Source organism: Vibrio sp. R11-SG3-ISO3-SZ, assembly GCF_059834345.1.
Window position 1 is genome coordinate 59593 of the sequence record NZ_JCBDGX010000150.1, and the last position, 13257, is coordinate 72849.

The 13257-nt window shown below is 49.1% G+C and carries 13 protein-coding genes and 1 pseudogene; 8 read left to right on the plus strand and 6 right to left on the minus strand.

Translation table 11 applies throughout. The features are described 5' to 3' along the window. Window positions 1–12: 12 nt before the first annotated feature. Window positions 13–234 carry a cold shock domain-containing protein CspD gene (gene cspD, locus AC6R1O_RS17150; RefSeq protein WP_334550993.1) on the minus strand — a complete coding sequence of 74 codons (222 nt, stop codon included), beginning with the start codon at window positions 232–234 and terminating at the stop codon, window positions 13–15. Window positions 235–772: 538 nt separating this feature from the next. On the opposite strand from cspD, the gene clpS reads away from it, so the two are divergent. Both clpS and clpA read left to right on the plus strand, forming a co-directional pair. After that, a complete protein-coding gene (gene clpS, locus AC6R1O_RS17155; protein ID WP_334550991.1) occupies window positions 773–1093 on the plus strand; it encodes an ATP-dependent Clp protease adapter ClpS in 321 nt (106 codons plus the stop codon). A 43-nt stretch (window positions 1094–1136) separates the two neighbouring features. Next, on the plus strand, window positions 1137–3407 hold the full coding sequence (clpA, locus tag AC6R1O_RS17160) for an ATP-dependent Clp protease ATP-binding subunit ClpA (protein ID WP_334550990.1): 2271 nt from the start codon (window positions 1137–1139) through the stop codon (window positions 3405–3407). Window positions 3408–3483: 76 nt separating this feature from the next. Here clpA and AC6R1O_RS17165 read toward each other — a convergent pair whose 3' ends face one another. Both AC6R1O_RS17165 and AC6R1O_RS17170 read right to left on the minus strand, forming a co-directional pair. After that, window positions 3484–4110, minus strand: coding sequence for a YdcF family protein (locus AC6R1O_RS17165; protein WP_500657480.1), 627 nt, complete (start codon window positions 4108–4110; stop codon window positions 3484–3486). A gap of 8 nt (window positions 4111–4118) precedes the next feature. Next, on the minus strand, window positions 4119–4940 hold the full coding sequence (locus AC6R1O_RS17170) for an NAD-dependent epimerase/dehydratase family protein (RefSeq protein ID WP_500657481.1): 822 nt from the start codon (window positions 4938–4940) through the stop codon (window positions 4119–4121). A gap of 243 nt (window positions 4941–5183) precedes the next feature. Between AC6R1O_RS17170 and AC6R1O_RS17175 the strand changes: the two genes are divergently transcribed. Continuing rightward, window positions 5184–5954, plus strand: coding sequence for a substrate-binding periplasmic protein (locus AC6R1O_RS17175; protein ID WP_500631927.1), 771 nt, complete (start codon window positions 5184–5186; stop codon window positions 5952–5954). Here AC6R1O_RS17175 and AC6R1O_RS17180 read toward each other — a convergent pair. From AC6R1O_RS17180 to AC6R1O_RS17190, 3 genes are all read right to left on the minus strand, one after another. Continuing rightward, window positions 5951–6184, minus strand: coding sequence for a TIGR02647 family protein (locus AC6R1O_RS17180; RefSeq protein WP_334550984.1), 234 nt, complete (start codon window positions 6182–6184; stop codon window positions 5951–5953). The genes AC6R1O_RS17175 and AC6R1O_RS17180 overlap by 4 nt on opposite strands. A gap of 245 nt (window positions 6185–6429) precedes the next feature. Continuing rightward, window positions 6430–6561: a hypothetical protein gene (locus tag AC6R1O_RS17185; RefSeq protein WP_487902670.1), complete on the minus strand. Its 132-nt coding sequence runs from the start codon at window positions 6559–6561 to the stop codon at window positions 6430–6432. Between the two features lie 188 nt (window positions 6562–6749). Then, the gene (locus AC6R1O_RS17190; RefSeq protein WP_500657482.1) at window positions 6750–7550 is read right to left on the minus strand and encodes an ABC transporter permease; all 801 of its coding nucleotides are present in this window, start codon (window positions 7548–7550) and stop codon (window positions 6750–6752) included. A 429-nt stretch (window positions 7551–7979) separates the two neighbouring features. Here AC6R1O_RS17190 and torE point away from each other — a divergent pair, with 429 nt between their 5' ends. From torE to AC6R1O_RS17215, 5 genes and pseudogenes are all read left to right on the plus strand, one after another. Next, window positions 7980–8156 (plus strand): trimethylamine N-oxide reductase system protein TorE, encoded by a 177-nt coding sequence (gene torE, locus AC6R1O_RS17195; protein ID WP_500631929.1) that lies wholly within the window; start codon window positions 7980–7982, stop codon window positions 8154–8156. Between the two features lie 48 nt (window positions 8157–8204). Beyond that, window positions 8205–9386 carry a pentaheme c-type cytochrome TorC gene (gene torC / locus AC6R1O_RS17200; protein ID WP_500657485.1) on the plus strand — a complete coding sequence of 394 codons (1182 nt, stop codon included), beginning with the start codon at window positions 8205–8207 and terminating at the stop codon, window positions 9384–9386. Window positions 9387–9410: 24 nt separating this feature from the next. Beyond that, on the plus strand, window positions 9411–11873 hold the full coding sequence (gene torA, locus AC6R1O_RS17205) for a trimethylamine-N-oxide reductase TorA (RefSeq protein WP_500657483.1): 2463 nt from the start codon (window positions 9411–9413) through the stop codon (window positions 11871–11873). Window positions 11874–12058: 185 nt separating this feature from the next. Continuing rightward, on the plus strand, window positions 12059–12868 hold the full coding sequence (locus tag AC6R1O_RS17210) for a hypothetical protein (RefSeq protein ID WP_500657484.1): 810 nt from the start codon (window positions 12059–12061) through the stop codon (window positions 12866–12868). A gap of 156 nt (window positions 12869–13024) precedes the next feature. Continuing rightward, window positions 13025–13257, plus strand: a pseudogene (locus tag AC6R1O_RS17215) (hypothetical protein); the annotation flags it as partial.

The following is a 13257-nucleotide window of genomic DNA, read 5'->3' on the forward strand; positions in this document are numbered from 1 at the left end:
TTTTGGCAGCGGTTATTTAGCTGGTTGAGCGTCCACTGGTGTAACCACGCTAGCGTGGTAGCCTTTGGGACCTTCTTCCACTTCAAAATTGACTTGTTGGCCTGCTTTCAGAGTACGATACCCATCCATTTGAATGGTTGAGTAGTGCGCAAACACATCACTCTCTTCACCTTCTGGACAGATAAAACCAAATCCCTTGGCATTGTTAAACCATTTTACTGTACCTGTAGCCATGCTATACATCCCTCATGCATTGTTTACTGACGTTGTTGGTGGTTACACGACCGATTTCAACTCCGCTCTATACTGCCGCCATTCCTGTTGCCATTTGATGACCGTCTAGCGCGGAATGTTGTCAAAATGTGACGTGTAAACAAAAAGTGAATTTCCATTCAGCCGCTGCCAAATTTTTACTCACTATTTGACCAATGTAGCCAATGATTGAACACAGTCAATAGAAAAAACGTATTACACTCTACATATTTGCAAACAAATCACTTTTGAGATTTACATTTTTGCAACGGTTTTCAATTTCTAGTCTATGGGGTGATTTTGACAATTTAGCGATTTTGGCTTCTTTTTAATCAATCAGATAGAGGGCTTGAGAGAATAAAAATCTTTTATTTGCAGGCTTGGAAATGGTGGATTAGTCTCTAAGTAAGCGTGAAATTTTTGTTGTGCTTAAATGGTCTAAATTACAAGAGCAAAATCTAAAACTTCTCTTCCATGAAGTGGTAAACTGAAACCAGATAAACCTAATTGTTGAAGAGTCATGAGCAAGCAGTTTGAATGGGTGACTCCAGATTCTGACTTACTGGAGCAAGAAAGAACAGAAATTAAGCCACCGTCCATGTATAACGTTGTATTGAACAATGATGATTACACCCCCATGGACTTTGTCATCGAAATCCTAGAGCGTTTTTTCTCTATGGATATTGATAAGGCAACTCAGGTGATGCTCAAAGTGCATTATGAAGGTAAAGCGGTCTGCGGCACCTACACCGCGGAAGTCGCTGAAACCAAAGTGGCGCAAGTCACAATGTATTCCAAGGAAAATGAGCATCCCCTGCTTTGTACAATGGAACAAGCGTAACGTTTGTTCGAGCAACCATCGTTGTTCTATTTAGGAGGTACTTATGCTGAACAAAGAATTAGAGTCGAGTCTAAACGGCGCGTTCTCACGTGCACGTGACAAACGACATGAGTTTATGACCGTCGAGCACCTCCTGCTAGCATTGTTAGAAAATGATGCTGCGCGAGAGGCATTGAAAGCCTGCCAGGCTGACATCGATGCACTTCGTGCCGAGTTGGACATTTTCATCGATCAAACCACCCCCCTGATTCCTGATAACGACGAAACCCGTGAAACGCAGCCAACGTTGAGCTTCCAGCGTGTGCTGCAGCGAGCCGTTTTTCACGTGCAATCGTCTGGTCGCAGCGAAGTGACTGGCGCGAATGTTCTCGTTGCTATCTTTAGCGAGCAAGAATCCCATGCTGCTTATCTGTTGAAGAAAAACGACATCAGCCGGTTGGACATCGTCAACTTTATCTCTCACGGCATTACCAAAGCGTCCAGTTCGGGTGATGAGTCCTCTTCATCGGATTCCTTTGGCAGTGACAGTGTCGAAGAGTCAGGCTCTGAAGAACGTCTAGAAAGTTTCGCGACTAACCTCAATCAAGTGGCGAAGCAAGGCCAAATTGACCCATTGATTGGGCGCGATAAAGAGTTAGAACGGACTATCCAAGTCCTGTGTCGCCGACGTAAAAATAACCCACTGTTGGTGGGTGAAGCGGGCGTTGGTAAAACGGCGATCGCGGAAGGCTTGGCGTGGAGAATCGTCGAAGGGCAAGTGCCTGAAATCATCGCCAACAGCGTGATCTACTCGCTCGATATCGGCTCGCTGCTGGCGGGCACCAAATACCGCGGTGATTTTGAAAAACGTTTCAAAACCATCTTAAAGCAGCTTGAAAAAGAGCAAGATGCCATCCTATTTATCGATGAGATTCACACCATCATCGGTGCGGGTGCGGCGTCTGGTGGTCAAGTGGACGCCGCCAACCTCATCAAACCGCTCCTCAGCAGTGGCAAGTTACGCTGTATTGGCTCCACTACGTACCAAGAGTACAGCAACATCTTTGAAAAAGAGCGAGCGTTGTCGCGTCGCTTCCAAAAAATTGACGTGGTGGAACCTTCGCTTGATGATACCACCAAGATCTTGATGGGACTGAAACCCAAATATGAAGCGCACCACGAAGTGCGTTACACCAACAAAGCCTTGCGTGCCGCGGTTGAATTGTCGGCAAAATACATCAACGAGCGTCACTTGCCAGACAAAGCGATTGACGTCATTGATGAAGCGGGCGCGCGCAGCCGCTTAGCCCCAGCCAGTCGTCGTAAGAAAACCGTCGGTGTGGCCGACATCGAGGCGATGGTCGCTAAAATGGCGCGCATCCCAGAGAAATCCGTCTCCTCTTCTGACAAAGAAATTTTGCAGAACTTGGATGAGAAGATGAAGATGTTGGTGTTTGGTCAAGACGATGCCATAGATGCCTTGAGTGAGGCGATTAAGCTGACTCGCGCTGGGCTAGGTAACGACAACAAACCGGTCGGTTCTTTCTTGTTTGCGGGCCCAACCGGGGTGGGTAAAACCGAGGTCACTGTGCAGCTTTCTAAACTCATGGGTATCGAACTGCTTCGTTTTGATATGTCTGAGTATGGTGAGCGTCATTCGGTGAGCCGTTTAATCGGTGCGCCTCCAGGTTACGTTGGCTACGATCAAGGCGGTTTGTTGACCGATGCGGTTATTAAACATCCACACTCCGTTGTCTTGCTGGATGAGATTGAAAAAGCGCATCCAGATATCTTCAACTTGTTACTGCAAGTGATGGATAACGGCACACTGACGGACAACAATGGCCGTAAAGCGGATTTTCGTAACGTGATTCTTGTGATGACCACTAATGCGGGCGTGAAAGAAACCGAGAAGAAATCCATCGGTCTCATTCAGCAAGATCACAGCCATGATGCGATGGCAGAAATTAAGAAGGTCTTTACACCTGAGTTTCGAAATCGCTTGGATAACATCATCTGGTTTAACAGCCTGGATGAACATGTTATTCATCAGGTGGTTGATAAGTTCATCGTTGAATTGCAAGCTCAGCTGGATGCACGCGGCGTGTCGTTGGAAGTCTCTGATGATGCTCGTCACTGGCTATCGCTCAAAGGTTACGATAAGGCGATGGGTGCACGTCCAATGGGCCGCGTGATCCAAGAGCAGTTGAAGAAACCTTTGGCGAACGAGCTGCTCTTTGGCTCCTTAGTTAACGGTGGCACAGTGAAAGTCGACCTTGATGGCGACGCGCTGACCTTCAAATACTTAGGCGAGCAAGAAGAAGCGGTACACTAAATCCAAACACGAATAAGACCAAGGCCAGATCATCGCGATCTGGCCTTGTTGTTTTGCTATGAGGCTAAACTGTCGTTCAATCAAAGATGGCTTTGAGTGCACGATACGCCTGTTCGACGGAATCTGGCACCACTTGCTCGACCTGAAACCCAAGCTGTGGATAGGTTTTTATTCGCTCGAAATCGCCAAGCATTGCCCGCACTGTGGTGTCAAGGTCAATCTCTTCATTGAAATAGTCCCAGACTGTTAATGCCGGCGAAGTGACGAACACCTGCCGATAGGGTAGAGGCCACTGTTTTAAAAACGCAGCATAGCAGCGCCGCTCCATATACGGTTTTTGTACCAATAGAATCGAATCGAGCTGAATGTTCAATCGTTGGAGCTTTTCAGCACTAAACAGCAGGTTTTCGCCGGTATTCGTGGCTTGGCTTTCTATCACAATATCACGGCGTGGAACGCCCATATCGATGGCAATTTGAGCAAAGGTGTCGGCTTCACTGTCGGCAAACAGACCCTGCGTCAAGCGCCCGGCACCGCCGCTGAAGATTACCGTCTTGGCCCAGCCGTCGAGGTAGAGCTTTGCGGCGTGCTCTGCAACACGCACATCGTTACTGCCGAGAACCAACAAACCATCACAACGCTCTAACGGTTGGTTGAGTCCCATATACGCCCATAGGTGCTCAAGATGTTGATACAGTCTCATGGTGTGACTCACAGCGCCTCTAGCGTATGTTGGAAATGAAAACGGTAACCGAGCTCTAGCAAACGGTCCGCCATAATCCGTTTATCTTCCACGTCGACAATCGGTGGTAGGGGCTCTGACAGCCCAGCTCTTTCTAACGCAGTTTGATAAAATTGCGCTTTGCTCACGGTATTTGGCGTCGTGGCATTGACCACCATATTGTTGTCATGCAGGGCTGCAAAGCTGACAGCACCTATGGCATCAACTAGGTGAATCATATTGGCGGGCGCAAGGCGACTCACTTGGCGAAGCTTGGCTGCAAATCGAGAAGGGTGACGCTCAGGGCCAATAAGACCGCTGCAACGAACGATGGCAAAACGCAACCCAGAATCTTGAACGTGTTGCTCAGCACGGAGCATGATTTTGGCATTGTCAGAAAAGGTACTGTGCGTGTTGGCCAATGCTAACGTCGCGTCGTCCTCATACATCTCTTTCGCCACTGATGGGTAAACCGTGGTCGAGCTGACCATTACCAGCTTGTTGACCCCGATATTGACACAGGCTGTGGCGAGTTTTTTCCACTGCTCGGCGTATTCATCACCCTTACCTTTACGAAAACCTGGCGGAAAACAACCGATCACGATCGAAGGTTGAATCGCGCTGAGTGAGCGTTCCACCTCAGACTGCGGACTCTCGAGCTGGCAGATAAAGCCATCGAGGTGCGCTGCTTTGAGCTCATCTGCCCCTGCCTTACTGGTGCGGCTGACCGACACCTGATGGCCAATGGATTCCAAGTATTGAGCAAGTGGGCGACCTAACCATCCGCCGCCAATAACCGCTATATGACTCATGACATCCTTCCTTCATTTGTTTCCTTTACTCTATCTTGCGTTAGGTGCAATGAAAAGCATTGTGAAAGTGTTCGCAACCGTATCGCAAGGCCACGCAGAGGTGTTGGCTAAAATGAATCTAGCGAATTGAGTCAATCACGCTATTATTAAAAGTGAGACAATGGGTTGGCAATGGGCGCCAAACCTTGGATGTCACTGGCTTGAATAGCGATGGCTGCGAAGGCGTTGAAAAAGGAAGGTAAGATGATCAAGTGGTGGTTTGCTCTGTTGTTACTGACATGGCAGGTACAGGCTAATCAACGTGTCGTGATGACGTCACTCAACTGGCCACCGTATTCAGGTGAAGAGATGATTGAGCAGGGTGTCTCCGTCGCCATTGCCAAGGAAGCGTTTGCCGCCATGGGCTACCAGTTAGTGGTTGAGTTCAAGCCTTGGGTCAGAACGGTGACGACGGCCAGTCGCAAAGCCCAGTACATCGGTTACTTCCCCGAATATTATTTTGATACACAAGAGTTTGTGTTTTCAGACCCGATTGGTCGCGGTCCGCTAGGGCTGGTGGAAAATACCCAATCCCCCATTCGTTGGAGCACACTCAGCGATCTCACTCAATACCGCCTTGGAACCGTGAAAGGCTATGTCAATACACCAGAATTTGATCAGATGGTCGCTTCCGGCTCCCTCACAGTGGAAGAGACACTCGATGATTTACGTAATGTCTATAAAGTGGCAAAAGGGCGATTGGATGCGGCGGTGATTGATGCCAATGTGCTCGATTTTTTGATTCGGCGTGATTCTCGCTCTGCCTTATTATCAAAGCGGTTGCGAATGAACCCCACCTTATTGGCAGAAAAAGATCTCTTTTTGGCGTTTAACAACAGTGAAGAGGGGCGCAAGTGGCGAGACATCTTTAATCAAGGCCTCGCCAAAGTCGATCCACTGTCGATCGCGGCCAGTGTTCAGAAAAGACAACAAGAACCGGGTAACGTGACTCAGTTACCCGTGGCGGATAATTAGCTGCACAGCACTCGAAGAATCTTATCAGCGTGCTCGGCCACTTCAATGCCTTCGTCCGTCAGGTAGCCACCATCAGGTAGCGTACAAAGCCCCTTTTGATACAGACGAGCCACCGCGGATTGCATCTCTTGCGACGCCTCGTGGTGCACTTTGATGCCAGTCGCTGCGCTGCTGATATCGAACTGAAGTAAGAGATTCAGTTCAGAAAGGTGCTCGCTGGAGTATTTCATAGACGGTTTCCTTCTGTTTCTATCGTCGATCTCACCATAAGCGCCCAGCCCCGTTAGAACAACGCCTTGCGGCGAGTTTTGTTAGCTCAACCACTCTTTTTTAGTGGCCAATGATCACTTCTGAAAGCTAAATCTTATTTCCTTATTTTTAGTGCTTGAATTTGATCACATTTAGAAACACCGTCTGGATGTTTAGTTGAGTCAAAAAACCTAGCTCGCGCTAGGTTTTTTCGTATCGTCTCTGATTAATCGAGGCTTTGATGATAGGGCTCATCAAATGGCAGCAGTTCTTTGGGCAAAGAGACCAGCCAATCACGCAGCTCTTCACTGCCTACCTCTTCTTGATCGCACACTTGATGTAATGGATTAACTATCATAACAACACTCCTTTGCAGTTACCGATTGCATCCTATGGTCATTTTGTGACCTGTTTATTACAGTTATCGAAATAAATCATACTCGGATGAAAGTAAAGGAATTTTTCTATAATCGTCAAAATTTACGTTTTTCGTCTCGACCAAGGCTAGGTATCACCACGGTTATCCACAGAATCTGTGGATAAGATCTATTCCTGTTCAGGCTCGATCCTTTTGACCCGTGTTTGACCCGATTGGGTAAAGTTGACCGCAATATTCAGCCGAAGCGTGGTGGTAATGGAGATGGTCATCATGACAAATATCGCTACCATGATCATCACTTGGTATTTGATCGCAATGATAGGGCTTGCTCCGCCTAAAATTTGACCAGTCATCATCCCTGGTAACGTCACCAGTCCGCTGGTGGTCATTGAGGCTAATGTGGGTGCCACGGATTTTTGAATCGCTTCGCGAACAAAAGGCAGGGTAGCAAAGCTGGGTGGCGCCCCTAGTGAGATCGCCGCTTGGTACTCGGAATTGCGCTGCTCAAAGGCGGTGTAAAAATGTTGCAGCGCGACGATATTGCCGCTCAAACTGTTGCCCAGTAGCATGCCAGCGAGCGGAATTAAGTACTGAGCGTGATAAAACGGCGTGGGTTTCACCACCAAAGCGGTGATAATCAGCAACACTGGCGTCAGGCCGACGATGAGGCTTGTGGTGACGACCGCCATTAATGGGCGGCGAGGTAAACGCGCTTTGTTGATGATGGAACTGGCGCCAATCAAAATCATCACGGCGAGCCAGAGCACATTGACCAGCGGGCTATTGAGTTCAAACAGGTATTCGAGATAGACCCCAACAAGGGCCAGTTGCAGCGTCATTCTCGCGACGCCTATGAGCGCATCTTTGCCAATGTTCAGTTGATAGTAGCGACTGATAGAGAGCGGAACGCTCAAAGTAAGAAAAAACAGCCCAAGAATGGGCCAAGGAATATCCACCACACTGCTCATTATTCATCTCCATATTCGCGTTTATTCTACACCATTGCGTTCATTGTGACAGATTGGCCGCTGCGCTCGGATTGAGCCCGTCATTCCCGTTTCTCACTAATAATAATTTAACAATTTGTTGGGAAGTTGAGCGCTCAGGCTTACGTTTTTTAAGCCAGTTTGAAAGTGAAATGTTATGTGAGTAACCGTTTTTTAACTCTTTCTTCTTGTTCATATTTCTTCACAAATGCACCTTATTTAACACATAAAATCGCAATCCATCACATCTCTGTGTCAGCTCAAAAAAGTGTCGAATAGTCGCTGTGATGGGCTTGAATTCGATTGAACCCCACAGAATGTGTGGTCTACCATTACGTCTATCAGTTGTACGAAATTTGTGCGTATCGATCAGCGCTCAAAGTGAGCATCAGTGACAGGGCAGGCAAATGTATGAGTAATGTTAAGAAAATAGAGAGTGGCGAAAAGCGCTCCTTGGAGTGGAAATCGTTCCTCTTCATCACAGTGATTCTTTTCCCCGTGTTGAGTGTCGTACTGGTGGGTGGATACGGATTCATCGTCTGGATGCTACAGGTCTTTTTCATGGGACCACCGGGAACGCACGGTTAAACCAAGAACCATCACTGACGTTAAGAATAAGATGAAAGAGAAAGAATGATGAAAGCACTAATTGTTAAGCTGTGGCGAACCATGACTCGCCCTGCAGTTCATATCAGCCTAGGTGTGCTCACCATGGGTGGCTTTATTGCTGGGGTGATTTTCTGGGGTGGATTCAACACAGCGCTAGAAGCGACCAACACCGAAGAGTTCTGTATCAGTTGTCACACCATGCGTGACAACGTCTATGTTGAGCTGCAAGAAACCGTGCACTGGAAAAATCATTCAGGGGTTCGCGCAACCTGTCCTGACTGTCACGTACCTCACAACTGGACGGATAAAATTGCACGTAAAATGCAGGCCTCCAAAGAGGTGTTTGCGCAGGTGTTTGGTGATCTCGATACGCCTGAGAAATTTGAAGCGCGCCGTCTTGAGTTAGCCCGTCACGAATGGGACCGTTTCTCGGCCAATGGATCACTGGAGTGTAAAAACTGTCACAACTACGAATCGATGGATTTTGATTTGATGTCGCCAACCGCGCGCATTCAAATGCAATCCGCGGCTGAGCGCGATCAAAGCTGTGTGGATTGTCACAAAGGCATTGCGCACCACTTACCGAACAATATGGAAGCGGCGAGCGGCATTGTGGGGGATCTTGAACAGGTCGCTAACGGCACCTCATACAATGTGGGCAACTCTGTGGTTTCGATTCGTCACTTGCCTCTCTATACCGACGAAAGCGCGACCACCGAAGCGGGCCTACTTAGCCCAGCAAGCCAAGTGGCGATTGTGGAAACGAAGGGCGACATGATCAAAGTAGAGATCGACGGCTGGCGCAAGGCGAAAGGCTTTGGACGTGTCATTCAAGAAGATTTTGGTATGAACATCTCAACGGCCATTTTGACGCGCGATGTTTCTCAAGGTGACCAAGTGGTGACAGGGGAAAGCAAAGAAGACCAACTCACGGGTTTGCCATGGGAAAAAGTGGCCGTGGACTTGTGGATGAAAAAAGAGTCGATGGTCTCGGATTTCGAGCCGATTTGGAGCGCTGCCGGCCAAGCGTATCAAACCAACTGCTCGACGTGTCATACGCAGCCTGATGAGGCGCACTTTAGTGCCAATGGCTGGGTGGGGATGCTCGATGGCATGATTGCCTTCGTCAACTTTGACACTGATACCGAAGCCTTAGTGCTCAAATACCTGCAAAAACACTCTTCTGATTTCTCAGATGGTCACCACTAATTCGCGGCAATGGAGTAACAAATAATGGCAATCACAAGAAGAAGTTTTCTAAAAGGTGTCGCGGGAACCAGTGCTGCCTCCTTGATTGGGCCGAGCTTATTGACGTCGGCTGCGGCGCACGCCGGAGAAGTGGAGGGTACCTGGAAGGTATCTGGCTCACACTGGGGCGCATTTCGCGCCCGTATCTGGGGCGGGAAAGTACAAGAAATCAAGCCGCTTGAAGTCGATAAGTACCCAACCGATATGCTAAATGGCATCAAAGGGATCATCTACAGCCCCTCTCGTGTACGCTACCCTATGGTGCGTTTGGATTGGTTGAAAAAGCATAAGTACTCGACCGATACACGCGGCAACAACCGTTTTGTTCGAGTCACTTGGGATGAGGCTCTGGATCTCTTCTATCGTGAGTTGGAACGCGTGCAAAAAGAGTATGGCCCTTGGGCTTTGCACACTGGACAAACTGGTTGGCGTCAAACCGGTCAGATGCACAGCTGTAACAACCATATGCAGCGTGCGATGGGTTTGCATGGTTACTCCGTGAAAAAGGTCGGCGACTATTCAACCGGCGCGGGGCAAACTATTTTGCCTTATGTGTTGGGTTCCACCGAGGTGTACGCGCAAGGCACATCATGGGATCTGATCCTCGAAAACAGCGACAACATCGTGTTGTGGGGTAACGATCCGGTCAAAAACCTACAAGTGGGCTGGACATGTGAAACGCACGAGTCGTTTGCCTATCTTGAGCAGTTGAAAGAAAAAGTCGCGCAGAAGCGCGTCAATGTCATCTCCGTTGATCCAGTACGCAACAAAACTGCGCGCTATCTAGGTAATGAGTTGCAATACATCCACCCGCAAACGGATGTGCCTTTTATGCTTGCAATCGCGCACGTGCTGTACAACGAAGATCTGTACGACAAAGCCTTCATTGATACCTACTGCCTCGGTTTTGAAGAGTTTATTGACTACGTGCAAGGTAAGACTAAAGACAAGGTCGAAAAAACACCCGAGTGGGCGGCAGAGATTTGCGGCGCATCCGCCGACGAGATTCGCCAATTTGCGCGTATGCTTGTGAATGGCCGCACTCAGATTTTGGTCGGTTGGAGTATCCAACGTCAGGAGCACGGTGAGCAGCCATATTGGATGTGCGCCGTGATTGCTGCAATGGTGGGGCAGATTGGTTTGCCTGGTGGCGGTATCTCTTACGGCCACCATTACTCAGGTATCGGTGTATCCTCGACGGGATTTGCCGCGCCAGGATCGTTTCCGCTCAACATCGATCAAGGTCAAGAGCCGAAACATACCAATCAAGATTTCAACGGCTATAGCCGCGTGATTCCAGTGGCGCGTTGGGTGGATGCCTTGCTCGAGCCGGGTAAGCAGATCAACGCCAATGGTGCTGTGGTCACTCTGCCCGACATCAAAATGATGGTGTTCAGTGGCAACAACCCTTGGCATCACCATCAAGACCGCAACAAAATGCGCCAAGCGTTCAAAACACTGCAAACCGTGGTAGCGATTGACTTTGCTTGGACGGCCACTTGCCGTCACGCTGACATCGTCTTGCCCGCCTGTACTCAGTTTGAGCGTAACGATATTGATGGTTACGGTGCGTACTCTGGCCGTGGCTTAATCGCTATGCATAAGCTGGTTGATCCGTTGTTCCAGTCGAAAACCGACTTTGACATCATGACGGAACTGACGCGCCGTTGGGGCCGTTCTGAGGATTACACGCGTGGTATGAGCGAGATGGAGTGGGTAAAATCGCTCTATGATAACTGCCGTGAAGCCAACAAAGGCAAGTTTGACATGCCTGAATTTGACGTGTTCTGGCAGCAAGGTTTCCTCGATTTTGGTCAAGGTCAACCTTGGGTTCGTCACGCTTCGTTCCGTGAAGACCCGGAAATCAACGCGCTGGGCACGCCATCGGGCTTTATTGAAATCACCAGCCGCACTATCGGTAATATGGGCTATGAGTTCTGCCAAGAACACCCGATGTGGTTTGAAAAATCCGAGCGCTCGCACGGCGGCCCTGGTTCAGAGCAGTACCCTTACTGGCTACAATCGTGCCATCCGGACAAGCGTCTGCACTCACAGATGTGTGAATCAGAAGCGTTTCGTGCGACCTACGCGGTGCAAGGGCGTGAGCCTATCTACATCAACCCAACCGATGCTAAACGCAAAGGCATCAAAGAGGGCGATGTGGTTCGAGTGTTCAACGGCCGAGGTCAGCTACTTGCTGGCGCCGTGTTGACCGATAGCTACGCCCCAGGCGTGGTACGTATCGAAGAGGGCGCATGGTATGGGCCACTCAACGAAAAAGTGGGCGCGTTGGATACCTACGGCGATCCGAATACGCTGACTCAAGACATCCCGTCCTCTGAGCTAGCGCAAGCGACCTCTGCTAACACTTGTCTGGTGGACTTCGAAAAATACACCGGCACATTACCGCCAGTGACCGCCTTCGGCGGGCCGATTGAGGTCATGTAGCACCCATGTAGCCAGCAAAGACCAGCATCGCGCTGGTCTTTTCCTATTTTAGTGACCTGATCACTCCCTGTTTTGGGAATAATGGTTATTCCTATCAGTTCGAGCACGATAACCGCATAATTCGCCACGTTTAATTCCAATAATCAGTGAAAGGGACATCGCTGAACAACTTTGTGGAGATGGCGATGAGCAACAAACCTCTATTCGCACTGAGCGCGTTGTCGTTGGTGCACTTTAATGCAGTAGCCAATGAAGATGTGCAGGACATGTCGGATCCGTTGGCGGTCTATACCCAGGCGGGTGTCGGTTATACCGACAAAGGTCTGAACCTGAAACTCGGTCAAGCGTACGACACCGGCAATCCAACCACGATGGCGATGCACATCGCAGAGGTGAAAGGCTTCCTTGGTGAAGATCTTGGCTGGAATGGCGGCACACGTTCAGACAACGACAACAGCATCGATAGTTTACGCTACCGCCACTTCAGCGTGGATATGACTAACGGTCGTGGCTCGCAGGTGGACGTGAATCTTGGATTCCAAAACACAACGCCAAACGGCGAGGCAATGGGTACTCAAGGCAGCGTCTCTTACAGTTTTATTCAAGCGTTGCCTAAAATGGGCCCGGTAAACTTCTACCCATTGGCAGGAGCGGGCGTCGCATTTGGTGAAAATCCCCAAGCTGCGACAGACAACCAAGCGCAAGATCGCTGGGACATTCACGGCACATTCTATGTTGTGGGTATGTACAGCAAAATCGAAGTGACTGAGAGCATCTGGATCAACTACAACCCAATGTACCTAGGCACCATGTCTGGCTCAAGCTTCTACAAAGACAATGCTTTTGGTGCAGGTGAAGATACCCTGTACGCGCACGAAGCGGCGGTCTCTTACCAAATCAACCCACGCGCCAACGTTCGTTACTTTGCCAACTGGAACGAGAACGTCAACTACGCGAAAGGCGATCACCGCATCGAATTTAACTACCAGTTCTAACGTTCAATGCGTTTTGTATGGTCAATGCCGCTTCCTGTGAAGCGGCATTTTTCGTTGCACCGAAATTTGGCGAAAACAAAAACCATCACATATAGTGATAAAAGTGTGATTTGCAATAGATTTGTTGGTTAGACAGGCATGGTGAGCAGTGCTGTAATGTCAATCGTTGTGGTGAGAGGTAACGAGATGGGCCAAGTGATTCGATTAGATAACGAGCAGGTGCTGTATGTGCCGAGCCGCGATCTTGATGCGGTGGCAGAGGGCAACGAAGTCCACTTTCGCTTCCAAGGCTTAAGTAATGATCCATTCGGCTCACACTACGCACTGTTCTCAACGGATTTTCAGTTTGAGCGTCAGGCAACGGTACTTGGTGATGGCTTTCAAATGCT

What these genes read in the sequence shown, in the direction of transcription:
- cspD (WP_334550993.1), bottom strand. Translation starts at nt 234, where the DNA reads ATGGCTACAGGTACAGTAAAATGGTTTAACAATGCCAAGGGATTTGGT.
- clpS (WP_334550991.1), top strand. Translation starts at nt 773, where the DNA reads ATGAGCAAGCAGTTTGAATGGGTGACTCCAGATTCTGACTTACTGGAG.
- clpA (WP_334550990.1), top strand. Translation starts at nt 1,137, where the DNA reads ATGCTGAACAAAGAATTAGAGTCGAGTCTAAACGGCGCGTTCTCACGT.
- AC6R1O_RS17165 (WP_500657480.1), bottom strand. Translation starts at nt 4,110, where the DNA reads ATGAGACTGTATCAACATCTTGAGCACCTATGGGCGTATATGGGACTC.
- AC6R1O_RS17170 (WP_500657481.1), bottom strand. Translation starts at nt 4,940, where the DNA reads ATGAGTCATATAGCGGTTATTGGCGGCGGATGGTTAGGTCGCCCACTT.
- AC6R1O_RS17175 (WP_500631927.1), top strand. Translation starts at nt 5,184, where the DNA reads ATGATCAAGTGGTGGTTTGCTCTGTTGTTACTGACATGGCAGGTACAG.
- AC6R1O_RS17180 (WP_334550984.1), bottom strand. Translation starts at nt 6,184, where the DNA reads ATGAAATACTCCAGCGAGCACCTTTCTGAACTGAATCTCTTACTTCAG.
- AC6R1O_RS17185 (WP_487902670.1), bottom strand. Translation starts at nt 6,561, where the DNA reads ATGATAGTTAATCCATTACATCAAGTGTGCGATCAAGAAGAGGTAGGC.
- AC6R1O_RS17190 (WP_500657482.1), bottom strand. Translation starts at nt 7,550, where the DNA reads ATGAGCAGTGTGGTGGATATTCCTTGGCCCATTCTTGGGCTGTTTTTT.
- torE (WP_500631929.1), top strand. Translation starts at nt 7,980, where the DNA reads ATGAGTAATGTTAAGAAAATAGAGAGTGGCGAAAAGCGCTCCTTGGAG.
- torC (WP_500657485.1), top strand. Translation starts at nt 8,205, where the DNA reads ATGAAAGCACTAATTGTTAAGCTGTGGCGAACCATGACTCGCCCTGCA.
- torA (WP_500657483.1), top strand. Translation starts at nt 9,411, where the DNA reads ATGGCAATCACAAGAAGAAGTTTTCTAAAAGGTGTCGCGGGAACCAGT.
- AC6R1O_RS17210 (WP_500657484.1), top strand. Translation starts at nt 12,059, where the DNA reads ATGAGCAACAAACCTCTATTCGCACTGAGCGCGTTGTCGTTGGTGCAC.